The organism is Enterobacter sp. RHBSTW-00318 (assembly GCF_014101375.1).
GTDB classification, from domain to species: domain Bacteria; phylum Pseudomonadota; class Gammaproteobacteria; order Enterobacterales; family Enterobacteriaceae; genus Enterobacter; species Enterobacter ludwigii.
This window is the reverse complement of record NZ_JABXQH010000001.1, coordinates 2,439,077-2,461,858: the sequence shown is the minus strand read 5'-3', so window position 1 is coordinate 2,461,858 and position 22,782 is coordinate 2,439,077. Positions and strand designations below refer to the sequence as shown.

Here is a 22,782-nt window from a genome sequence, read left to right as displayed (position 1 = left end):
TTAGCGTGGTTTCAGGGTGGCGATAAGAAAGTCTTTCGAGCTTTCCACTTTACCCTGCTGAATAGCGGCGGCCGGGTCGACGTGCTTCGGACAGACTTCGGAGCAGTAGCCCACAAAAGTACAGCTCCAGACGCCGTTCTGGCTGTTAAGCTGCGCCATACGTTCTTTTTTACCGTGGTCGCGGCTGTCCTCGTTATAGCGGTGCGCCAGGGTAATGGCCGCCGGGCCAATAAACTCTGGATTCAGGCCAAACTGTGGACACGCGGCGTAGCACAGACCACAGTTGATGCAGCCGGAGAACTGATGGTATTTCGCCATCTGAGCTGGCGTCTGGGTGTTCGTCCCCTGATCCGGCGTACGTGGATTGCCGATGATGTACGGCTTAATCGCTTCCAGACTTTCGATAAAGTGAGTCATATCGACCACCAGATCGCGTTCAATCGGGAAGTTACCCAGCGCTTCTACTTTGATGCCTTTGGTGTATTCACGCAGGAAAGTTTTACAGGCCAGTTTTGGCACCTTGTTGACCATCATGCCGCAGGAGCCGCAGATTGCCATACGGCACGACCAGCGGTAGCTCAGGTCCGGCGCAAGGTTATCTTTGATATAGCCGAGCGCATCCAGCAGAGAGGTTTGCTCGTCATAAGGGACTTCATAGAATGCGCTGTGCGGTGCGGTGTCCACTTCCGGATTGTAGCGCACCACTTCGATTTTCAGTTTCTGCATCTCAGCCATTCGCCTTCTCCTTCTTCTCGGCGGCTTCTGCTTCTGCGCCATACACGCGTTTAGCCGGTGGCAACGTCGTGATTTTCACGTCGCTGTAGTCCAGACGGGTGGTGCCATCCGCATCGCGCCAGGCGAGAGTGTGTTTCAGGAAATTGACGTCATCACGTTCGGTGCAGCCTTCATCAAGACGCTGATGCGCGCCGCGTGACTCTTTACGTGCCAGCGCAGAGTGCGCCATACATTCCGCCACGTTCAGGCCGTGACCCAGCTCAATGGTATAGAGCAGGTCTGTGTTGAACACGCTGGAGGTATCGGTAATGCGTACGCGCTTGAAGCGCTCCTGCAGCTCTGCCAGCTTATCCACGGTTTTTTGCATCAGTTCAGGGGTACGGTAGATACCGCAGCCTTCTTCCATCGACAGGCCCATCTCGTCGCGGATTTTCGACCAGTTTTCATTTCCTTCCTGGTTCACCAGGTTCTTCAGCCGTTTTTCGACGTCAACGACCTGGGCATCCAGCGCCGCGCTGTTCGCCTCGCCCGCGGTGGCAGCACGCTCCATCGCACGTTCGCCCGCCATGCGGCCAAAGACCACCAGCTCCGCCAGTGAGTTTGATCCCAGACGGTTGGCACCGTGCAGGCCGACAGAAGAGCACTCGCCCACGGCAAACAGCCCTTTAATGCGGGTTTCGCACTGCTGGTCGGTTTCGATACCGCCCATGGTGTAGTGGGCCGTTGGACGTACCGGAATCGGTTCTTTCACCGGATCGACGCCAACGTAGGCTTTTGCCAGTTCGCAAATGAACGGCAGACGTTCCAGCAGTTTCTTCTCGCCAAGATGACGCAGGTCGAGGTAGACCACATCGCCGCGTGGCGTGGAGATGGTGTTGCCTTTGCGCCACTCGTGCCAGAAGGCCTGAGATACTTTGTCGCGCGGGCCCAGTTCCATGTATTTGTTTTTCGGCTCGCCGAGCGGAGTTTCCGGGCCCATGCCGTAATCCTGCAGATAGCGGTAGCCATTTTTATTGACCAGGATCCCGCCTTCACCACGGCAGCCTTCCGTCATCAGAATGCCGGAGCCCGGCAGGCCAGTAGGGTGATACTGCACGAACTCCATATCCCGCAGCGGCACGCCGTGGCTAAGCGCCATGCCCATGCCGTCACCGGTGACGATACCGCCGTTGGTGTTGTAGCGGTAAACACGCCCCGCACCGCCGGTAGCCATTACCACCGCGTTGGCGCGGATCTGGACGAGGGTGCCTTCCATCATGTTCATCGCCACCAGACCGCGCGCCTGACCATCATCAACCAGAATGTCGAGGACGAAATGTTCGTCAAAGCGCTGAATCTGTGGGAACTGAAGGGAGGTCTGGAACAGGGTGTGCAACATGTGGAAGCCGGTTTTATCGGCGGCGAACCAGGTGCGTTCGATCTTCATCCCGCCGAAGCGGCGAACGTTGACGCTGCCGTCCGGACGACGGCTCCACGGACATCCCCACTGTTCAAGCTGGGTCATCTCCGTAGGACAATGGTGTACAAAGTAGTCAACGACATCCTGCTCGCAAAGCCAGTCGCCCCCTGCAACCGTGTCGTGGAAATGGTATTCGAAGCTGTCATGATCCTGCGCAACGGCGGCGGATCCTCCTTCTGCGGCAACCGTATGGCTGCGCATCGGATAGACTTTTGAAATCAATGCGATTTTAGCGTTGGGATTAGCTTGTGCTGCAGCAATCGCAGCACGTAATCCAGCCCCGCCAGCGCCTATAACGGCAAGATCGGCTTGAAAAGTTTGCACGACATTCCTCCAGATTTTTGTTATTTCGCAACGCGATAAACTAAAGGTAGTTCACCCGTCCAAAAGGACGATTGCGAAAGCGTTTCCACTGCTCCTTTATGGGTAAAGCAGTATAACCGCGTGGATGTCAGGGAAATTTGACGTGTTCGATTTTTTTGCTGTTCTGTGCGGCGATTTATCGCGGTGAGTAATGAATTTCGTCGCGCAATTGTTCGCCTAAATGAAATGCGCTTTTTTACTGCGCAAAATTTGTCTCCGTCCCTGGTAACGAGTAGACTTCGTGCCCTTGTCTGAAATCGGAGAAAAACTCATGAGCGAAACGGCCACCTGGCAGCCGAGCGCATCCATCCCCAACCTGCTAAAACGCGCTGCAATTATGGCGGAGATCCGCCGCTTCTTTGCCGACCGCGGCGTCCTTGAGGTGGAAACCCCGTGCATGAGTCAGGCAACGGTAACGGATATTCATCTGGTCCCGTTTGAAACCCGTTTTGTTGGTCCTGGCCACTCACAGGGCATGAATTTGTATCTGATGACCAGCCCGGAATACCACATGAAACGCCTGCTGGCGGCAGGCTGTGGCCCGGTCTATCAGCTGTGCCGCAGTTTCCGTAATGAAGAGATGGGGCGTCACCACAATCCGGAATTCACCATGCTGGAGTGGTACCGTCCGCATTATGATATGTACCGCCTGATGAACGAGGTGGACGATCTGCTGCAGCAGGTGCTGGAGTGCTCAGAAGCGGAAACGCTCTCTTATCAGCAGGTTTTCCAGCGTTACCTGGAAATTGATCCGCTCTCTGCGGATAAAGCGCAGCTGCGCGAAGTGGCGGCAAAACTGGATCTGAGCAACGTGGCAGATACCGAAGAAGACCGCGACACGCTGCTGCAACTGCTCTTCACCTTTGGCGTTGAACCGCAAATTGGCAAAGACCGGCCGACGTTTGTATATCACTTCCCGGCAAGCCAGGCTTCGCTGGCGCAGATCAGCACCGAAGATCACCGCGTGGCGGAGCGTTTTGAGGTCTATTACAAAGGTATCGAGCTGGCGAACGGCTTCCACGAACTGACCGACGCACGCGAACAGCAGCAGCGTTTTGAGCAGGATAACCGCAAGCGCGCGGCACGTGGTCTGCCGCAGCAGCCGATTGATACCCATCTGCTGGAAGCATTGAAGGCGGGCCTGCCGGACTGCTCCGGCGTGGCGCTGGGCGTTGATCGTCTGGTGATGCTGGCGCTGGGTGCAGAACAGCTGGGCGAAGTGATCGCGTTTACGGTCGATCGCGCATAACGCATCGCATTGCCGGGTAGCGCTGTCGCTTACCCGGCTCACCTCTGATGTCAATTAACCTTTCCATTTCCGCACGACAACATTAAAAACTGCCACATTCTCTGTACGCAGGTCTTTTTCTTAATTTGCCCCTAATAGCCACAATATTAGTCTGGTCATCTGCTACCATCCGCGCAGTTTAACTTCCTTTGGATGGCGCTATGTCCCAGTCACTTAAAAAGATGACCCTCACCGGGCTCATCCTGATGATTTTTACCTCCGTCTTTGGCTTTGCCAACAGCCCGTCGGCTTTCTATCTGATGGGCTACAGCGCAACGCCGTTCTACATCGTCTCGGCTCTGTTTTTCTTCATACCGTTTGCGCTGATGATGGCGGAAATGGGGGCGGCTTACCGCAAAGAAGAGGGCGGGATCTATTCCTGGATGAACAACAGCATCGGCCCGCGCTACGCGTTTATCGGCACGTTTATGTGGTTCTCCTCGTATGTGGTCTGGATGGTCAGTACGGCGGCCAAGGTCTGGGTACCGTTTTCGACGTTTGTTTTCGGCAGCGATTACACTCAGGTCTGGTCTTTGGCCGGTCTGAGTTCCACGCAGGTGGTCGGGATTCTGGCCGTCTGCTGGATGGTGGTTGTAACGCTGGTGGCGTCTAAGGGCATCAACAAAATTGCCCGCATTACCGCCGTGGGCGGGATCTCGGTGATGTGCCTGAATCTGGTGCTGCTGCTGGTCAGCATTGCCATTCTGTGCCTGAACGGCGGACATTTCGCTCAGGAGGTGAACTTCGTTTCCTCGCCCAACCCGAGCTATCAGTCCGGGCTCGCTATGCTCTCCTTTGTGGTGTTTGCCATTTTTGCGTACGGCGGTATTGAGGCGGTGGGCGGTCTGGTCGACAAGACCGAGAACCCGGAAAAGAACTTTGCGAAAGGCATTATTTTTGCCGCGATAGTTATCTCCATTGGCTATTCGCTGGCAATTTTCCTCTGGGGCGTCAGCACCAACTGGCAGCAGGTACTCAGCAACAACACCACTAACCTGGGCAACATTACCTATGTGCTGATGAAAAGCCTGGGGATGACGCTGGGACAAGCGATGAATCTGACACCGGAAGCGGCGGCAGCGATGGGCGTCTGGTTTGCACGCATCACCGGCTTGTCCATGTTCCTTGCCTATACCGGCGCGTTTTTCACGCTGATTTACTCTCCGTTGAAAGCGATAATTCAGGGCACGCCAAAAGCGCTGTGGCCTGCACGCATGACGCAACTGAATACCGCGGGTATGCCCGCCAACGCCATGTGGATGCAGTGCCTGCTGGTCAGCGTGTTCATTTTGCTGGTGTCGTTTGGTGGGGATACCGCGTCAGCGTTTTATAACAAGCTGACCCTGATGGCGAACGTGTCGATGACGTTGCCTTATCTCTTTCTGAGCCTGGCCTTCCCGTTCTTTAAGGCGAAGCAGGATCTTGAGCGTCCGTTTGTGATTTTCAAAACGCGCGCCGCCACGCTGCTGGCAACCACGGTGGTGGTGCTGGTAGTGGCATTCGCCAACATCTTTACCGTTATTCAGCCGGTGATTGAGGCGAATGACTGGAGTAGCGCACTGTGGATGGTGGGCGGTCCAGTCTTCTTCTCACTGCTGGCGATGGGGATTTATGAGAATTATCGCCGACGTTCTGTGGCGTTGCTGACGGAAGTGGCGTAGCGGTCAAACATTCCCCTCCCGGAAGGGAGGGGAGAAGGGTTACAGACTTCCTGCCGGGCGTGTGCGCGCCGCTGACGTTAACGTTCTTCCCGTTTTACGCCCGTCCAGGCTTTCCAGACGCATCTGGAACGGTGGGAACGGCATATCAATGCCGTGCTCACGGAACCCTGCCAGAATCAGCTGGTGAATCTCATGACGCAGTGGCATACGGTGTCCCATTTCGGCGGCGTAAATACGCAGTTCGAAAATCTGGATCCCCTGTTGTAGATCCACGAGGAACACTTCCGGCGCCGGGTTGTCGATCACGAATGAACAGCGCTCCGCGGCGGTGTAGAGGATCTGAGTGACCTCTTCGCTGTTGGCATCCGACGGCGCAGGTACCGTCAGCACCACACGCGTGACGGAGTCTGACAGCGACCAGTTGATAAACTGCTCGGTAATAAACGCCTTGTTCGGCACGATGATCTCTTTACGGTCCCAGTCGCTGATGGTGGTGGCGCGCGTGTTGATCCTGGTGATGCTACCGGTCAAATCGCGGATCGTTACCGTATCGCCAATACGAATCGGTTTTTCGAACAGAATAATCAGGCCAGAGATAAAGTTGGCGAAGATCTCCTGTAAGCCAAACCCTAACCCCACACCAAGTGCCGCCACCAGCCACTGCAGTTTCGACCATTCAATACCAATCATTGAGAAGCCGACCAGTCCGCCAAACAGCATGATCAGATATTTGGTGATGGTGGTAATTGCGTATCCCGTCCCCGGGGTTAAATCGAGATGCTGCAGCAGGGCCAGCTCCAGCAGCGCCGGGAAGTTACGCACCAGCTGGGTGGTGATGATCAACACCAGAATGGCAATCAACACCGCGCCTAAGGTAATCGGCTCCAGGCTCTCCACACCTTGTACCGTGGACGTTACGTCCCACAGAGAGATGTTTTCCAGGAAGCCAAACGCGGAGTGAATTTCCGACCACAGGAAGATCACCGACAGCAGGGCAATCAGCATCAGGATGGAGCGTACCAGTCGCAGGGATTGGGTACTGATGGCATCCAGATCCAGCTCGACTTCGTCAGCTTCCGTCGTGCCTTCTGTGCTGTTGACATGGTTTGGCTCTTCCTCGCCACGCGCACGCTGGGCGAGGATCTCTGCCCGTCGGTGCTTGGCACGGTCGAACGCCAGACGGCGGCGCTGGATCAGCATCCAGCGGCGTATCACGTGATACACCACCAGAAGCAGGAACCAGATCGCCACCGAGGTTTCAAGCCTCGCCAGCAGCGCCTTGGCGGTCGCCAGGTAACCCACCGTCGCTGCCAGCATGGCAATCAGCGGTGCGCTCAGCAGCAAGTTCCAGAGCAGCCGGTTGAACATGTTGTCGCCGTTACCGGATTTATCCAGATAGAGCGGGATACCGGCGCGTTTCAGGCTGAGCGTGACAATTGCCAGCGCCCCGCATATCAGCATAAAGCAGAGGCGGCCCAGCGACCCTGAGAATTCCCGGTCGTTGAGTTTATCGAACATGATCAGCGCCATAATCAGCGGCACAATCAGTCCGATGCTCATCAGGTAGTAACGCATGGCGCGTGCAACGCGATTACGCGGCCAGCCGAAGTGAGCGATGAACAAACCGTTGGGCCGCGCGAACGTGGCGCAAATCATTACCACCCACAGCAGTGGCACCGTGGCAGTGACGCCATCGCCAATGGCCACCGCGAGCGGGTAGGGCCAGGCTTCCCGCAGGCCATATCCAAGCGTCATCCACAGGACCGGTAGCGGTGAGGCGACGAGAATCGACCAGAAGACGGTGCGTAACGTCAGCCAGAAGTGATCCTGCGTAACTTTCCCCACCCGGGCGCTGGAGCGCTCCAGGAATCGGGTGAAATACCGGCGCGAGTAAATGCTGAAGCCCACCAGAATCAGCGCGGCCAGCAGCGGGAAAATGGTCTCTTTACTGGTGAGCATCATCACGCTGGCCTGGCCCAGCTGGCTGAAGGTATCCAGCGAAATAAGGCGGCGCAGATCCTGAACAATCTCAATCGGCCACGAGAAGGTCATCGGCCGCACGTCGGAGGTCCAGAAGAGATAACGGTGCGTTGCCTCATTCACCTCTTTCAGCGCATCTTCCAGTTGGCTATTAGAGACCTTGAGCTTGGTCAGTTCCAGAATCAGCGTATCCCCGCCCTGGAGCAGGGAGTTCAGCAGTTCACGCTGGGTACGCAACTGGGCTTCCAGAATGCGGTTCTGCTCGCTGGTCAGCGGCTGTCCGTCAGCCTGACGGATCTGGCGGATTTGCGGCTGTTTGTTGAGCAGATCCTCAAAGTGCAGTCGCTGCACGCGCAGCTGAGCCATTTCGGTATCCAGCTGTTGCGGTTTGGGCATTTCCGGCAGGCGTGAGACCTGCGCGCGTAACGCCTCACCCAGCAGGTTTGATGACCCTAGCCACTGGGACTGCTCACGCAACGTGTTAAGCGCCTGGCGGACCTGCAGGGTTTGATTGGTAGCCTGACGCTGTTGCGAGGCCACCAGGTCCATACGCTGCGCCTGTTGGTTCAGCGCCGCAGAGAGCTCGCGGTTGACCTTAAACTGCTCAACGATGCCGCTGGGTAGGTTCGCGCTGTTTTCCGCCAGCAGTTCGGTGCTTTCAAGCGCACGCTCGGCTTCGCGCTGCCGCTGGCTGTTAAGCTGATTACGCAGGGCCTGCAGATATGCATCCAGCTGTTCGCTCTGCTTCTGCGCCAGCTCAGAGCGCATCCGCGACAACTCCTGGCGGTTATTGGCGGAGAGCTGCGCCAGCTCCAGTTCATCGACAAGGGCTTTGAGGCGAGCAGATTCGGCCTGCAGCCCCAGATTCTGCGCCTGCGCTTGCGGCGTGTTGCCGCTTTGCGTGCCAACGCGACGCTCAACTTCATTAAGCTGGCGGCGGGCATCGGTTTGCTGCTGGGGAAGCTGGCTGAGCGAGTCGGCAATTTCACGCGCCCGCTCCTGCTCCTGCTGAGCCAGACGGCTCTTTTCCAGAAGCTGGCTGCTGACCTGGAGGATCTCCTGATTCAGCGCATCAGAAGACATGTCCGCCGGTATATCGCGCGGTTCATCACGCAGATTACTGAGCTGCGAGCGCAGCGTTTGCGAGAGTTTCGGGAAGTTGTCGATAACCTGCTGATATTGCTGTGCACGCTCAAGGGAGCCTTTTCGCTCCGCAAGCGCGTTCAGGGCGGACTGGAGCGACTCAACGGTCTCTGGCTGAGCGGGTTTTGCCGCTTTTGCCTGCTCCAGTTCCTGGGTTATCTGTTTTGCGTCGGGGGCTGTCGCTGCGTACGCCCCCATGCTGAGGCACCAGGCCATCAGTAGAACGATAATCGGGCGCACGTCAGCGATCCTTCTGTTATTAGCCTTCGTCTTTTTTGTCGTCAACCAGCGGGCTGGCGTCGTGCTCGGCGTCGATCTCTTCTTGGGACAACGGTGCAGGTTCTGCCACCGGCGTTACGAAGGTTTCGGTAGAGACGGCCAGCGGCTGACCCAGTTTGGTGACCGACAGGCTTTCAAGCTGTTCGGCCAGCTTAACTTTACCCGGTGCAAACAGGTTGATAACGGTTGAGCCCAGCTTGAAGCGACCCATCTCCTGACCTTTCAGCAGGGCGACAGAGCCTTCTTCTTCGCCGGCAGGCCAGGTCCAGCGCTTGATCACGCCTTCACGTGGTGGGGTGATGGTGCCAGCCCAGACGGTTTCAATGCTGCCGACAATGGTCGCGCCCACCAGAATCTGCGCCATAGGACCGAATTCAGTATCAAACAGGCAAATGACGCGTTCGTTACGGGCGAACAGGTTAGGTACGTTCTGCGCCGTGAGGTGGTTCACGGAGAACAGATCGCCCGGAACGTAGATCATTTCACGCAGGATGCCGTTGCACGGCATGTGCACGCGGTGATAGTCGCGCGGTGAGAGATAGGTGGTCGCGAAGGTCCCGTTACGGAACAGATCCGCCATCAGGTAGTTACCTGCCAGCAACGCTTCCAGGCTGTAGTTATGGCCTTTCGCCTGCAGGATTTTGTCGTCTTCGATGTGACCCAGTTGGCTAATCACGCCATCTGCAGGCATCACCAGCACGTTAGGGTCCGTATTCAGCGGGCGCACGTCGTCGCGCAGTGGGCGGACGAAAAACTCGTTGAAGGTGCGGTAGCTGGCGGTATCCGGCTTCTGCGCCTCTTTCATGTCGACCTTGTAATATTTTACGAAAAGGTCGATGACCAGTTTGGTCAGCCAGCCCGCTCGTTTGCTCGCGCCCCAGCCCGCCAGGCGAGTGAGCCACAGTTTCGGCAGAATGTATTGAAGCGAAAGTTTAAATGAGTTTAACAAGGTAGCCTCCAGGCCATTGTTTTGTCGTTCCTGATCCGGCCGCAAAGCGCCGGAACCTGAAAAAAGGGGACGATTTTAGCGATGCTTAGCTTAGTTGTCAGTTATCAGAATCAGAAAAGTTTTTACGCGTTTTTACCTGATCCATGCTCTCGAGAATGCGGTGGTAGTTTTCAAAGCGGGTCTCCGCTATTTCGCCTTTCTCGACCGCTTCACGGATAGCGCAGCCCGGGTCATTGTCATGTTTACAGTCGCGGTATTTGCAAGCGCCTAAATAATCATGGAATTCGACAAATCCGTTGAAGATTTGTTCCGGCTCAAGGTGCCACAAACCGAATTCACGCACGCCCGGGGAGTCAATGACATCGCCGCCGTGCGGGAAGTGATACAGGCGTGACGCGGTGGTAGTGTGCTGGCCCAGGCCAGAAACATCAGACACATCGTTGGTCACGATCTCTTGCTGGAGGCCGAGAAGGTTGTTCAGCAGGCTTGATTTGCCCACACCGGACTGTCCCGCAAAGATGCTGATGCGATCGGTAAGCGCCTCTTCAAGCGGTTTCAGACCATCTTTGGTATAGCTGGAAACCATCAGAACGCGATACCCGATGTTACGGTAGATATCCATCTGCTCGTTGACGAAGTTCATGCCGTCTTCATCGAGCAGATCGATTTTGTTGAGTACGATGATCGGTTCAACCTGCAGCGTTTCACAGGCGACAAGGTATCGGTCGATAATATTGAGCGAAAGTTCGGGCAAAATCGCCGAGACGATAACGATCTGGTTAATGTTGGCTGCGATAGGTTTAACCCCGTCGTAGAAATCGGGACGGGTCAGTACCGACGTACGCGCGTGGACCGCCTCAACGATGCCTTTTACCGTGACGCCTTCCGCCGCTTCTTTACCCGGGCGCCAGACCACGCGATCGCCGGTTACCAGAGAACGAATCGTCCGGCGGATGTTGCAGCGGTGAATCTCACCGTTGGCGGATTCCACGTCGGCGTGCATACCGAAACGGCTGATGACGATGCCTTCCATCGGTTCGCCAAACAGGTTGTCGTCGTAATCGACCTTCTCCGAAGTGGTTTTAAGACGGCGCTGGTGATTGGCATTCACACGGCGCTGCTGCCCTTTGGAGAGTTTATTTTTACTCAATCGCGCTGGCTCCTGGTCGCCCGTAAGGGGCAAAACCTCTATGATACACTCTAATTAATACTAGTTAACCTGCTACAGCCGGTTATGCGAGAAGGGTGGAAAATAACATGAGCGCGGATGAAAACAACCTGATTTGGATCGATCTTGAAATGACCGGGCTGGATCCCGAGCGCGATCGCATTATTGAGATTGCAACCCTGGTGACCGATGCCAACCTGAATATTCTGGCGGAAGGGCCGACTATCGCGGTTCATCAGTCCGACGACCAGCTTGCGTTAATGGATGAGTGGAACGTGCGCACCCACACGGGGAGCGGGCTGGTGGAGCGCGTTAAGGCGAGCACCATGGGCGATCGTGAGGCGGAGCTGGCAACGCTTGCGTTTCTGAAACAGTGGGTTCCGGCGGGCAAATCACCTATCTGCGGTAACAGCATCGGTCAGGATCGCCGTTTTCTGTTTAAGTACATGCCGGAGCTGGAGTCTTACTTCCATTACCGCTATCTGGATGTGAGCACCCTGAAAGAGCTGGCGCGTCGCTGGAAACCGGAAATCCTGGATGGCTTTAAAAAGCAGGGAACGCATCAGGCCATGGACGATATCCGTGAGTCCGTGGCCGAACTGGCGTATTATCGCGAGAACTTTATTAAGCTGTAATTCAGGCGGTTGCCGGGGGCGTTGCGCGTTACCCGGCCTACAGAACGCATGAATGGTGTAAAAACGTGCAAAGCGATGAATATTCCATCACTTGAACTGAATTTCACAAAAAACGCTTTTAGGGGGGTTGCAGCTAAACGGATTTCTCGTATAATGCGCCTCCCGTAACGACAGAGAAATACACGTTACGACAGCAACAAAAGCAGTGCAAATTTGCGGGAATAGCTCAGTTGGTAGAGCACGACCTTGCCAAGGTCGGGGTCGCGAGTTCGAGTCTCGTTTCCCGCTCCAAAATTTGAAGGTGCTTCTAAAGCACAGACCACCCAAGCGGGAATAGCTCAGTTGGTAGAGCACGACCTTGCCAAGGTCGGGGTCGCGAGTTCGAGTCTCGTTTCCCGCTCCAAAATTTGAAAGTGCTTCCACAGCACGGACCACCCAAGCGGGAATAGCTCAGTTGGTAGAGCACGACCTTGCCAAGGTCGGGGTCGCGAGTTCGAGTCTCGTTTCCCGCTCCAAATTCTTATCATCTCCAGATTATCCACAGCGGAATGCTTCGTTGGGGACATTTTCTATTGCATCTGAAATACTCTTGTGAACAGAGTTATCCACAGAAGCCCTACTCAGTTACAGACCAGAAGAAAATTAGCAGGGTGAATAATATCTTCGTAACATACTGAATTTAATGAAGTAAATTTCATTTCAAAATGTTATTTAGATCACTTGACCTCATTGCCAGCCCCGATGGCGCTTGAGTTTTTATTTTTATTCACAGGCTGTGAATATATCAAGCATCCCGTACAAGCCCTTTTTCAATCACTCTCACCAGCCGTTGTTTCTTCGGCAGCTGCACCTCGACAACGCAGGCATTGCGCTTCTCGATTTGCTGCGCAATCGCCCATTCTATGTGTTCATCAAGAAGTGGGTGCTCACCTCTGCGACTTTCGAGCGCCTGAATAGTGGCTTCATCCCAGGGCGCATTACCCAGCGCAACGGCGACATTTCGTAGCCAGCGCAGATGCCCAATACGCCGAATGGCGGATCCTTCGGTGACTTTCAGGAACCAGGCCTCACTCCAGGCGAAGAGCTCGATAAGCTGAGGCGCATGAAGCGCTTTACGAGGACTAAAATCGTCTTCATCCGTAAGCTGCGAGTAACGATTCCAGGGGCAGATCAGCTGGCAGTCATCGCAGCCGTAGATACGGTTCCCGATGAGCGGACGGAATTCTTCCGGTATCGCCCCTTCGAGTTCAATGGTGAGATAGGAGATGCAGCGGCGCGCATCCACCGTATAAGGCTCCACGATGGCACCCGTCGGGCAAATGGTCATGCAGGCCACGCAGCGCCCGCAACCTTCCTCTACCGGACCATCTACCGGCAGCGGCAAATCTATGAGCAGTTCACCGAGGAAAAAGAACGATCCGGCGTCGCGGCTAAGGATAAGTGAGTGCTTACCTGTCCAGCCAAGCCCGGCTTTTTCTGCTATCGGGCGCTCAAGAACAGGCGCAGAGTCTACAAACGGTCTAAAATTCAGCGACACACAGTGCTGCTGAATAGTTTCCCCGAGTTTTTTTAAACGGTTACGCAGAAGCTTATGGTAATCACGGCCCAGGGCGTACCGGCTGACGTAACCAAGAGCGGGATTTTTTAACGTGCGAGCAAACGCCGCGTTGGCGGGCAGGTAGTTCATGCGTACGCTGATGACGCGTAATGTACCGGGTAACAGCTCGTGTGGGCGGGCACGCATCATGCCATGACGCGCCATCCACTCCATTTCGCCATGGTATTGTTTATCCAGCCATGCCTGCAGTTTCGGCTCGCTGGCGGAGAGGTCGGTATCGGTGATACCCACCTTCTGGAAGCCAAGCTCAGCACCCCACTGTTTAATTTTTTGCGCTAATTCATTGAGATCGAGGGGCTGTGACATGACGGACCATACTGTGAAGAAAAACCCCGAAAGTATACCACATTCCATCTGGCATGCGGATGACCTCCGGCACGCCGAAAAAGAGGCCGCAGACAGCCTCGGCATTACCCTGTATGAACTGATGCAACGCGCGGGCGAAGCGGCGTTTAACGTTGCCCGCACGGCTTACCCTGAATCGTCGCACTGGCTGATTTTATGCGGACACGGCAATAACGGCGGTGACGGTTATGTCGTTGCCCGGCTGGCGGTTGCCGCCGGGATCCACGTGACGTTGCTGGCGCTGGAGAGTGATAAACCGCTGCCAGAAGAGGCCAGTGCGGCGCGGGAAGCCTGGCTGAACGCGGGCGGTGTTATTCATGCCACCGATATCGTCTGGCCGGAAGAGATTGATGTGATTATTGATGGCCTGCTGGGCACCGGACTACGCAGTGCGCCGCGCGACCCGGTTGCCACCCTGATTGCACGTGCCAATGCCCACAGCGCGCCGGTGGTGGCCCTGGATATACCTTCTGGCCTGATGGCGCAAACCGGCACGACGCCGGGCGCGGTGATTCAGGCCGCGCACACCGTTGCCTTTATCGCCCTGAAACCGGGGCTGCTTACTGGTAAAGCGCGGGATGTCACGGGAACGTTGCACCATAACGCACTGGGGCTGGAGAGCTGGCTTGCCGGGCAGGAAACCCACGTTTCGCGCGTTGATGCTTCGCTGCTGGCACAGTGGTTACCGCCGCGCCGCCCGACGTCCCATAAAGGCGATCACGGCAGGCTGGTGATCATTGGAGGTGACCACGGTACGGCGGGGGCTATCCGCATGACGGGGGAAGCGGCATTGCGTTGCGGTGCCGGTTTAGTGCGGGTGCTGACGCGCATCGAAAATAGTGCGCCAATTATTACGGCCCGTCCGGAGCTGATGGTGCATGAATTGACGCCGCAGTCGCTTGAAGAGAGTCTCGAATGGGCGGATGTCGTGGTCATTGGCCCGGGGCTTGGGCAGCAGGCCTGGGGGAAACAGGCCCTGCAGAAGGTCGAGAATTTTCGTAAACCGATGCTGTGGGATGCCGACGCGCTGAACCTTCTGGCAATCAATCCTGATAAGCGTCACAATCGCATTCTGACGCCGCACCCCGGCGAAGCCGCGCGCCTGCTTAACTGCAGCGTGGCAGAAATTGAAAGCGATCGCTTACTTTCTGCCCGGCGTCTGGTAAAACGTTACGGAGGTGTTGCCGTTCTGAAAGGGGCAGGAACCGTTGTCGCCAGCGACGAGGCGCTGGGCATTGTCGATGCCGGAAATGCGGGCATGGCGAGCGGCGGAATGGGCGATGTGCTTTCCGGCATCATTGGCGCATTGCTTGGACAGAAACTTCCCCTTTATGATGCAGCCTGCGCTGGCTGCGTGGCCCATGGTGTCGCGGCGGATAAGCTGGCGGCACGTTACGGCACACGCGGAATGCTGGCCACCGATCTTTTTTGCACGCTACGGCGTGTTGTTAACCCGGATGTGATTGACGTAGAAAATGACTAATCGAGCGATTTCTTTACCTGATGAACAAGCCACTTTAGATCTTGGCAAACGCGTGGCACAGGCCTGTCAGGGGGCAACCGTCATTTATCTGTATGGTGATTTAGGTGCGGGTAAAACCACCTTCAGCCGGGGTTTTCTGCAGGCGTTAGGCCATAAAGGCAATGTGAAAAGCCCAACCTACACGCTGGTAGAACCGTACACCCTTGAAAATCTCATGGTGTACCACTTTGATTTATACCGCCTTGCGGATCCCGAGGAGCTGGAATTTATGGGGATCCGTGATTATTTTGCCAATGATGCCATCTGCCTGGTGGAGTGGCCGCAACAAGGTGCGGGTGTGTTGCCTGACCCGGATGTCGAAATTCACTTAGATTACCAGGCACAAGGGCGTGAGGCACGCATCAGTGCTGTTTCCTCATCAGGTAGTTCCTTACTGGCGCGTCTGGCCGGTTAAGCGTAGGGATGACGGGATGATTAGTCGCGTTAAAGGTTGGTTATTGGCTGCCACGGTGCTGCTGTGCGCGCAGGCCGGGGCGGCAAGCCTGTCGGATATTCAGGTGTCGAACGGCGAAAGCCAGGCCAGGATCACGTTCAGCTTTATGGGCGATCCGGAATATGCTTTTTCACAGCCAGACAGCCACAGCGTGGCGCTGGATATCAAACAAACCGGGGTTATCCAGGGGTTACCGCTCCAGTTCAGCGGCAATAATCTGGTTAAAAGCATTCGTTCCGGCTCGCCAAAAGATAGCCAGTCATTGCGTCTGGTGGTCGACCTAACCGAAAAGGGTAAAACCAGAGCGGTTAAGCAGCAAAACGGTGCGAATTATACGGTGGTCTTTACCATCAACGCTGACGCCCCTCCGCCGCCTCCGCCTCCACCGGTGGTGGCGAAACGCGTGGAAGAGCCGGTTTATACCCCGCGCCCATCCGAACCGGCACGTAATCCGTTTAAAACGGACAGCGACCGCATTACCAGCGTTACCAGCAGCAATACTGTGACGCGGCCGGCGGCCAGCGCACGTCGCGCGGTCAGCGGTGATAAAGTGATTATCGCCATCGATGCGGGGCACGGCGGTCAGGATCCCGGCGCAATTGGCCCGGGCGGTACGCGGGAGAAAAATGTCACCATCGCGGTTGCCCGTAAGCTGCGGACGCTGCTAAACGACGATCCTATGTTTAAAGGCGTGCTGACGCGCGACGGCGATTACTTTATCTCGGTGATGGGCCGCTCGGATGTGGCACGTAAGCAAAATGCCAATTTCCTGGTGTCCATTCATGCGGATGCCGCGCCAAACCGTAACGCCACGGGAGCCTCAGTGTGGGTGCTGTCAAACCGTCGGGCGAACAGTGAAATGGCAAACTGGCTTGAAGAGCACGAGAAACAGTCCGAACTGTTAGGTGGGGCGGGTGATGTGCTGGCAAACAGCCAGGCCGATCCGTATCTCAGCCAGGCGGTGCTGGATTTACAATTCGGTCATTCCCAGCGCGTCGGGTATGATGTCGCCACAAATGTATTGAATCAGCTGCAGGGCATCGGGTCATTGCACAAGCGCCGTCCGGAGCATGCGAGCCTGGGCGTTCTGCGATCGCCGGATATTCCATCGATTCTGGTGGAAACAGGCTTTATCAGTAATAACGCTGAAGAACGCCTGCTGGGCAGCGACAGCTATCAGCAGCAAATTGCCGAAGCGATCTATAACGGTCTGCGTAAATACTTTGATGCGCATCCGCTGCAGTCCGCGCCACAGGGCGGTGCCGCCCAGACGGCCAGCGCAGCGCAGCCAGGTGAGATGACCGCGACCAATTAAGGAGAATTCATGCCGATTCAGGTTCTACCGCCGCAGCTCGCGAACCAAATCGCCGCCGGTGAGGTGGTGGAGCGCCCTGCATCGGTGGTGAAGGAGCTGGTAGAAAACAGCCTTGATGCGGGGGCCACCCGCATTGATATTGATATCGAACGCGGCGGCGCAAAGCTGATTCGCATTCGTGACAACGGCTGTGGAATTAAAAAAGACGAGCTGGCGTTAGCGCTGGCGCGTCATGCCACCAGTAAAATTGCCTCTCTTGATGACCTGGAAGCGATCATTAGCCTCGGTTTTCGCGGGGAAGCGCTGGCCAGTATCAGCTCCGTTTCCCGCCTCACGCTCACCTCCCGTACCGCTGAACAGCAGGAAGCCTGGCAGGCGTACGCCGAAGGGCGTGATATGGACGTGACGATTAAACCAGCGGCGCATCCGGTCGGTACGACGCTGGAAGTGCTGGATCTGTTTTATAACACCCCCGCCCGACGCAAGTTTATGCGTACCGAAAAAACCGAGTTTGGGCATATCGATGAGATCATTCGTCGCATTGCCCTGGCGCGGTTTGACGTGACCATTAACCTTAGCCATAACGGCAAAGTCATGCGCCAGTACCGCGCCGTGGCGGAAGGTGGGCAAAAAGAGCGCCGCTTGGGCGCTATCTGCGGCGTACCGTTTCTCGAGCACGCGCTGGCCATTGAGTGGCAGCATGGCGATTTGGCCATGCGCGGCTGGGTGGCTGACCCCAACGCGAGCAGCGCCGCCTTCGCTGAGATCCAGTATTGCTACGTGAACGGTCGTATGATGCGTGACCGCCTCATCAATCACGCCATTCGTCAGGCCTGTGAAGATAAACTGGGTGCAGATCAGCAACCGGCGTTTGTGCTCTATCTAGAAATCGATCCACACCAGGTGGACGTTAACGTCCATCCTGCCAAGCATGAAGTGCGGTTCCACCAGTCACGTCTGGTGCATGATTTTATCTATCAGGGCGTGCTGAGCGTATTGCAACAGCAGGCTGAACCGACGCTGCCGCTGGAAAAAGAAGAACCCGCCCCGCGCGCGTTTCCGGAAAACCGTGTTGCAGCGGGCCGGAACCATTTTGCTGAACCTGCCGTGGCGCGTGAGCCGGATGCCCCGCGTTTCTCTGCTACGGGTAGCACACCGCGCCCAACGGGAGCGAACTATCCAAACGCCCAGCCTGGCTATCAAAAACAGCAGGGCGCGTTGTACCGGAAATTGCTGGAAACTCCCGCGGTGGAGCGCAAAGCGCCTGTCGCGGTGCCAGCGCCTTCACTGGACGGCCACAGCCAGAGTTTTGGCCGGGTTCTGACGATTATCGCACCGGATATGGCGTTGCTGGAGCGCGAAGGCCACGTGATGCTTCTGGCATTGCCGGTGGCGGAACGCTGGCTTAAACAAGTGCAGCTTACGCCGGGTGAAAACGCGGCCTGTGCACAACCGTTGCTGATCCCCGTTCGGCTAAAAATATCCCCTGAAGAAACAGGGGTACTGCGTCGCGCAGAGGCCCTGTTGGCGCAGATGGGCATTGAAATGGTGCTCGAACCACAACATGTGACCATTCGCGCAGTGCCTTTACCCTTACGCCAACAAAATTTACAAAACTTGATTCCTGAACTGATAGGCTACCTGGCGCAGCAAACGTCGTTTGATGCCGCCAACACCGCGCAGTGGATCGCCCGCCATCTGGCAAGCGAACATGCGCCGTGGAGTATGGCGCAGGCCATTAGCGTGCTGGCGGAGGTTGAACGCCTTTGTCCGCATCTGGTGAAGACACCGCCAGGTGGGTTATTACAACCTGTTGATTTACAAACGGCGATGAATGCCCTGAAACATGATTGACGTAAGCAAGGCGAGCCTGCCAAAGGCGATTTTTTTAATGGGCCCCACGGCCTCCGGCAAAACGGCACTGGCCATTGAGTTGCGTAAAGTTTTGCCTGTAGAGTTGATTAGTGTCGATTCTGCCCTTATCTACCGAGGGATGGACATCGGCACGGCGAAGCCTGACGCAGACGAACTGCGTGCGGCACCGCATCGTTTGCTGGATATTCTCGACCCGGCTCAGGCATACTCCGCAGCGGATTTCCGCCGCGATGCGTTAGCCGAAATGGCCGAGATAACGGCGGCGGGACGTATACCGCTGTTGGTTGGCGGAACCATGCTTTATTTCAAGGCGTTGCTGGAGGGGCTTTCACCTCTGCCATCAGCGGATCCGGAAGTAAGAGCAAAAATTGAGCAGCAGGCGGCAGAGCAGGGATGGGACGTTTTGCATAAGCAACTGGCCGAGATTGACCCGGTTGCCGCAGCACGGATCCATCCAAATGATCCGCAAAGGCTTTCCCGGGCACTGGAAGTTTTTTTCATTTCGGGTAAAACTTTAACGGAACTGACGCAAACGTCAGGAGACGCTCTGCCGTATCAGGTGCATCAGTTCGCCATCGCCCCGGCGAGCCGTGAACTGCTCCATCAACGAATTGAGCAGCGTTTTCATCAGATGTTAGCTTCAGATTTTGAAGCAGAAGTGCGGGCGCTATTTGCCCGTGGAGATTTGCATACGGATATGCCTTCCGTTCGTTGTGTGGGATACCGCCAGATGTGGTCATATCTTGAAGGCGAGATTTCATATGATGAAATGGTTTATCGAGGTGTTTGCGCCACGAGACAGTTAGCGAAGCGCCAGATCACCTGGTTGCGCGGTTGGGACGGTGTTCACTGGTTAGACAGTGAAAAACCGCAACAGGCGTTAAACGAAGTGATTGAGGTTGTTGGTGATATCGCTCACTGAATGTGTACAATTGAGTCGTATCGTGCGCAATTTTTCAGAATCGCAAGGTTCTAAGTACAAAACAAGCATATAAGGAAAAGATAGAATGGCTAAGGGGCAATCTTTACAAGATCCGTTCCTGAACGCATTGCGTCGGGAACGTGTTCCAGTTTCTATTTATTTGGTGAATGGTATTAAGCTGCAAGGTCAGATTGAGTCTTTCGATCAGTTCGTGATCCTGTTGAAAAACACGGTTAGTCAGATGGTCTATAAGCACGCTATTTCTACAGTTGTTCCGTCTCGTCCGGTATCCCATCACAGCAATAACACTGGCGGCGGCACGGGTAGTAACTACCATCATGGCAGCAGCGCGCAGGGTTCTTCTTCTCCTGCGCAGGACAGCGAAGATACCGAATAAGGTTTCGGGCTGTTATCCACACGGGGAGCCAGGGATCCTGCGTTCCCCGCTGATCTTTTTTGAGGAATTTACGCTTGTTTGACCGTTATGATGCCGGTGAGCAGGCGGTGCTGGTACACATCTATTTTACGCAAGACAAAGATATGGAAGACCTCCAGGAGTTTGAATCTCTGGTCTCTTCCGCCGGTGTCGAAGCAATGCAGGTGATTACCGGTAGCCGTAAAGCGCCGCACCCAAAGTATTTTGTTGGTGAAGGTAAAGCAGTTGAAATTGCGGATGCCGTAAAAGCAACCGGCGCGTCAGTCGTGTTGTTTGATCATGCGCTGTCTCCGGCTCAGGAACGTAACCTGGAACGTCTTTGCGAATGCCGTGTTATCGATCGCACGGGTTTGATTTTAGATATTTTCGCTCAACGTGCGCGTACTCACGAAGGTAAGCTGCAGGTTGAGCTGGCGCAGTTGCGCCATCTGGCAACGCGGCTTGTGCGTGGCTGGACCCACCTTGAAAGACAAAAGGGCGGGATTGGTTTGCGCGGTCCGGGTGAGACCCAGCTTGAAACCGACCGCCGTCTGTTGCGTGGCCGTATTACCCAGATCCTTTCACGTCTGGAACGCGTTGAAAAACAGCGTGAGCAAGGACGTCGGGCGCGATCAAAAGCTGACATCCCGACGGTGTCGCTGGTGGGGTATACCAACGCCGGTAAATCCACCCTGTTTAACCAGATTACTGAGGCCCAGGTTTATGCCGCAGACCAGCTGTTTGCGACCCTGGACCCCACATTGCGTCGTATTGACGTCGCCGACGTCGGTGAAACGGTGCTGGCGGATACCGTAGGGTTTATCCGTCACCTGCCGCATGACCTGGTGGCTGCGTTTAAAGCCACCCTGCAGGAGACGCGTCAGGCGACCCTGCTGCTGCACGTCATTGATGCTGCAGATGTTCGCTTGCAGGAGAACATCGACGCGGTAAACGTGGTGCTCGACGAGATCGACGCCGACGACATCCCAACGCTGTTGGTGATGAACAAGATCGATATGCTGGAGGATTTTGAGCCGCGTATCGACCGAGATGAAGAGAACAAACCGATTCGGGTCTGGCTTTCCGCTCAGACCGGTATTGGTGTGCCACTGCTTTTCCAGGCTTTGACAGAACGTCTTTCCGGTGAGGTAGCCCAGCACACGCTGCGATTGCCGCCACAGGAAGGCAGGCTGCGCAGCCGGTTTTATCAGCTTCAGGCGATAGAAAAAGAGTGGATGGAGGATGACGGCAGCGTGGGGATGCAGGTGCGTTTGCCGATCGTTGACTGGCGTCGCCTCTGTAAACAAGAACCTGCGCTGGTCGACTATATCGTCTGATCAGAAAGGGGATGCCTGAATAATTCGCCCTTGCATAACAAATATGGAGCATATACATGGCGTGGAATCAGCCCGGTAATAACGGACAAGACCGCGACCCGTGGGGAAGCAGCAATAATCAAGGCGGCAACTCTGGGGGAAATGGCAACAAAGGTGGTCGCGAGCAGGGGCCGCCGGATCTGGATGATATCTTCCGCAAGCTAAGCAAGAAGCTTGGTGGTCTTGGCGGAGGTAAAGGTTCTGGCTCTGGTGGGGGTTCCACTCAGGGGCCGCGCCCGCAGTTAGGGGGCCGCGTGGTGGGCATTGTTGCCGCTGCCGTGGTGATCATCTGGGCTGCCAGTGGGTTCTACACCATTAAAGAAGCGGAACGCGGTGTGGTCACCCGTTTCGGGAAGTTCAGCCATCTGGTTGAACCAGGTCTGAACTGGAAACCGACTTTCATTGACGACGTGACCGCGGTGAACGTGGAGTCTGTCCGTGAATTGGCGGCATCCGGCGTGATGCTGACCTCCGACGAGAACGTTGTGCGCGTTGAGATGAACGTCCAGTACCGCGTCACCGATCCGCAGCACTACCTGTTTAGCGTGACCAGTGCAGATGACAGTCTGCGTCAGGCCACAGACAGTGCGCTGCGCGGTGTGATCGGTAAGTACACCATGGACCGCATTCTGACCGAAGGTCGTACCGTTATTCGTAGCGATACCCAGCGTGAGCTGGAGGAGACCATTCGCCCGTACAACATGGGTATCACCCTGCTGGACGTCAACTTCCAGGCTGCTCGTCCGCCGGAAGAGGTGAAGGCCGCGTTTGATGACGCCATTGCCGCCCGTGAAAACGAACAACAGTACATCCGTGAAGCGGAAGCGTACACCAACGAAGTTCAGCCACGTGCTAACGGTCAGGCGCAGCGTATTCTTGAAGAAGCGCGTGCGTATAAAACCCAGACCGTCCTGGAAGCTCAGGGTGAAGTGGCGCGCTTCGCGAAGATTTTGCCAGAATATAAAGCGGCTCCGGAGATTACCCGTGAACGTCTTTATATTGAGACCATGGAAAAAGTGCTGAGCCATACGCGTAAGGTACTGGTTAACGACAGCAAAGGTGGAAACCTGATGGTACTGCCGTTGGATCAGATGCTGAAAGGCGGTTCGGCGCCGTCGGCAAAGGCGGATAACAGCGGTGCCAACAACCTGCTGCGTCTGCCACCTGCGGCATCCGGTAGCTCAAGCGCCACAACCACGCCTTCTTCGAACGATGGTGACATTATGGACCAACGCCGTGCTAACGCGCAGCGTAACGACTACCAGCGTCAGGGGGAATAA

General features: G+C 55.9%; 17 protein-coding genes and 3 tRNA genes. 14 read left to right on the top strand and 6 right to left on the bottom strand.

Annotated features, from left to right (window positions below; genetic code table 11):
• Positions 1 to 735 (bottom strand): fumarate reductase iron-sulfur protein, encoded by a 735-nt coding sequence (frdB, locus tag HV157_RS12280; protein WP_020882957.1) that lies wholly within the window; start codon positions 733 to 735, stop codon positions 1 to 3.
• Complete coding sequence (gene frdA / locus HV157_RS12275) at positions 728 to 2,518, bottom strand: fumarate reductase (quinol) flavoprotein subunit (RefSeq protein ID WP_014168298.1); 1,791 nt, start codon at positions 2,516 to 2,518, stop codon at positions 728 to 730. Before frdA ends, frdB begins: the two co-directional genes overlap by 8 nt.
• A gap of 310 nt (positions 2,519 to 2,828) precedes the next feature.
• Here frdA and epmA point away from each other — a divergent pair, with 310 nt between their 5' ends.
• Both epmA and yjeM read left to right on the top strand, forming a co-directional pair.
• Positions 2,829 to 3,806: an elongation factor P--(R)-beta-lysine ligase gene (gene epmA / locus HV157_RS12270; protein WP_020882955.1), complete on the top strand. Its 978-nt coding sequence runs from the start codon at positions 2,829 to 2,831 to the stop codon at positions 3,804 to 3,806.
• A 200-nt stretch (positions 3,807 to 4,006) separates the two neighbouring features.
• Positions 4,007 to 5,506: a glutamate/gamma-aminobutyrate family transporter YjeM gene (gene yjeM / locus HV157_RS12265; RefSeq protein ID WP_163304282.1), complete on the top strand. Its 1,500-nt coding sequence runs from the start codon at positions 4,007 to 4,009 to the stop codon at positions 5,504 to 5,506.
• Positions 5,507 to 5,545: 39 nt separating this feature from the next.
• On the opposite strand, the gene mscM is transcribed toward yjeM, so the two are convergent.
• The 3 genes from mscM to rsgA all read right to left on the bottom strand — a co-directional run bounded on the left by mscM (position 5,546) and on the right by rsgA (position 11,007).
• Entirely contained in the window at positions 5,546 to 8,869 is a 3,324-nt protein-coding gene (mscM, locus tag HV157_RS12260; protein ID WP_025206261.1) for a miniconductance mechanosensitive channel MscM, read from the bottom strand.
• A gap of 19 nt (positions 8,870 to 8,888) precedes the next feature.
• Positions 8,889 to 9,857 (bottom strand): archaetidylserine decarboxylase, encoded by a 969-nt coding sequence (gene asd, locus HV157_RS12255; RefSeq protein WP_020882952.1) that lies wholly within the window; start codon positions 9,855 to 9,857, stop codon positions 8,889 to 8,891.
• 97 nt (positions 9,858 to 9,954) lie between these two features.
• On the bottom strand, positions 9,955 to 11,007 hold the full coding sequence (gene rsgA / locus HV157_RS12250) for a small ribosomal subunit biogenesis GTPase RsgA (protein WP_020882951.1): 1,053 nt from the start codon (positions 11,005 to 11,007) through the stop codon (positions 9,955 to 9,957).
• 107 nt (positions 11,008 to 11,114) lie between these two features.
• Here rsgA and orn point away from each other — a divergent pair, with 107 nt between their 5' ends.
• The 4 genes from orn to HV157_RS12230 all read left to right on the top strand — a co-directional run bounded on the left by orn (position 11,115) and on the right by HV157_RS12230 (position 12,175).
• Positions 11,115 to 11,660, top strand: coding sequence for an oligoribonuclease (gene orn / locus HV157_RS12245; protein ID WP_025206260.1), 546 nt, complete (start codon positions 11,115 to 11,117; stop codon positions 11,658 to 11,660).
• A gap of 215 nt (positions 11,661 to 11,875) precedes the next feature.
• Positions 11,876 to 11,951 (top strand) — tRNA-Gly (locus HV157_RS12240).
• 36 nt (positions 11,952 to 11,987) lie between these two features.
• Positions 11,988 to 12,063, top strand: a tRNA-Gly gene (locus HV157_RS12235).
• Between the two features lie 36 nt (positions 12,064 to 12,099).
• A tRNA-Gly gene (locus HV157_RS12230) sits at positions 12,100 to 12,175 on the top strand.
• A 269-nt stretch (positions 12,176 to 12,444) separates the two neighbouring features.
• On the opposite strand, the gene queG is transcribed toward HV157_RS12230, so the two are convergent.
• The gene (gene queG, locus HV157_RS12225) at positions 12,445 to 13,584 is read right to left on the bottom strand and encodes a tRNA epoxyqueuosine(34) reductase QueG (RefSeq protein ID WP_040018456.1); all 1,140 of its coding nucleotides are present in this window, start codon (positions 13,582 to 13,584) and stop codon (positions 12,445 to 12,447) included.
• Between queG and nnr the strand changes: the two genes are divergently transcribed.
• The 8 genes from nnr to hflK all read left to right on the top strand — a co-directional run bounded on the left by nnr (position 13,583) and on the right by hflK (position 22,782).
• Positions 13,583 to 15,106 (top strand): bifunctional ADP-dependent NAD(P)H-hydrate dehydratase/NAD(P)H-hydrate epimerase, encoded by a 1,524-nt coding sequence (nnr, locus tag HV157_RS12220; RefSeq protein WP_025206258.1) that lies wholly within the window; start codon positions 13,583 to 13,585, stop codon positions 15,104 to 15,106. The two genes, queG and nnr, sit on opposite strands and share 2 nt — an antisense overlap.
• Complete coding sequence (gene tsaE, locus HV157_RS12215; protein WP_020882947.1) at positions 15,099 to 15,560, top strand: tRNA (adenosine(37)-N6)-threonylcarbamoyltransferase complex ATPase subunit type 1 TsaE; 462 nt, start codon at positions 15,099 to 15,101, stop codon at positions 15,558 to 15,560. The genes nnr and tsaE overlap by 8 nt, the downstream gene beginning before the upstream one ends.
• Before the next feature lie 16 nt (positions 15,561 to 15,576).
• Positions 15,577 to 16,914: an N-acetylmuramoyl-L-alanine amidase AmiB gene (amiB, locus tag HV157_RS12210; RefSeq protein ID WP_014168308.1), complete on the top strand. Its 1,338-nt coding sequence runs from the start codon at positions 15,577 to 15,579 to the stop codon at positions 16,912 to 16,914.
• 9 nt (positions 16,915 to 16,923) lie between these two features.
• Positions 16,924 to 18,768, top strand: a complete 1,845-nt coding sequence (gene mutL, locus HV157_RS12205) for a DNA mismatch repair endonuclease MutL (protein ID WP_182268134.1) — start codon at positions 16,924 to 16,926, stop codon at positions 18,766 to 18,768.
• A complete protein-coding gene (miaA, locus tag HV157_RS12200; RefSeq protein ID WP_014168310.1) occupies positions 18,761 to 19,711 on the top strand; it encodes a tRNA (adenosine(37)-N6)-dimethylallyltransferase MiaA in 951 nt (316 codons plus the stop codon). Before mutL ends, miaA begins: the two co-directional genes overlap by 8 nt.
• A gap of 85 nt (positions 19,712 to 19,796) precedes the next feature.
• Positions 19,797 to 20,108, top strand: coding sequence for an RNA chaperone Hfq (hfq, locus tag HV157_RS12195; protein WP_014168311.1), 312 nt, complete (start codon positions 19,797 to 19,799; stop codon positions 20,106 to 20,108).
• 74 nt (positions 20,109 to 20,182) lie between these two features.
• A complete protein-coding gene (gene hflX / locus HV157_RS12190) occupies positions 20,183 to 21,463 on the top strand; it encodes a ribosome rescue GTPase HflX (RefSeq protein ID WP_020882944.1) in 1,281 nt (426 codons plus the stop codon).
• A 56-nt stretch (positions 21,464 to 21,519) separates the two neighbouring features.
• On the top strand, positions 21,520 to 22,782 hold the full coding sequence (hflK, locus tag HV157_RS12185; protein WP_182268135.1) for an FtsH protease activity modulator HflK: 1,263 nt from the start codon (positions 21,520 to 21,522) through the stop codon (positions 22,780 to 22,782).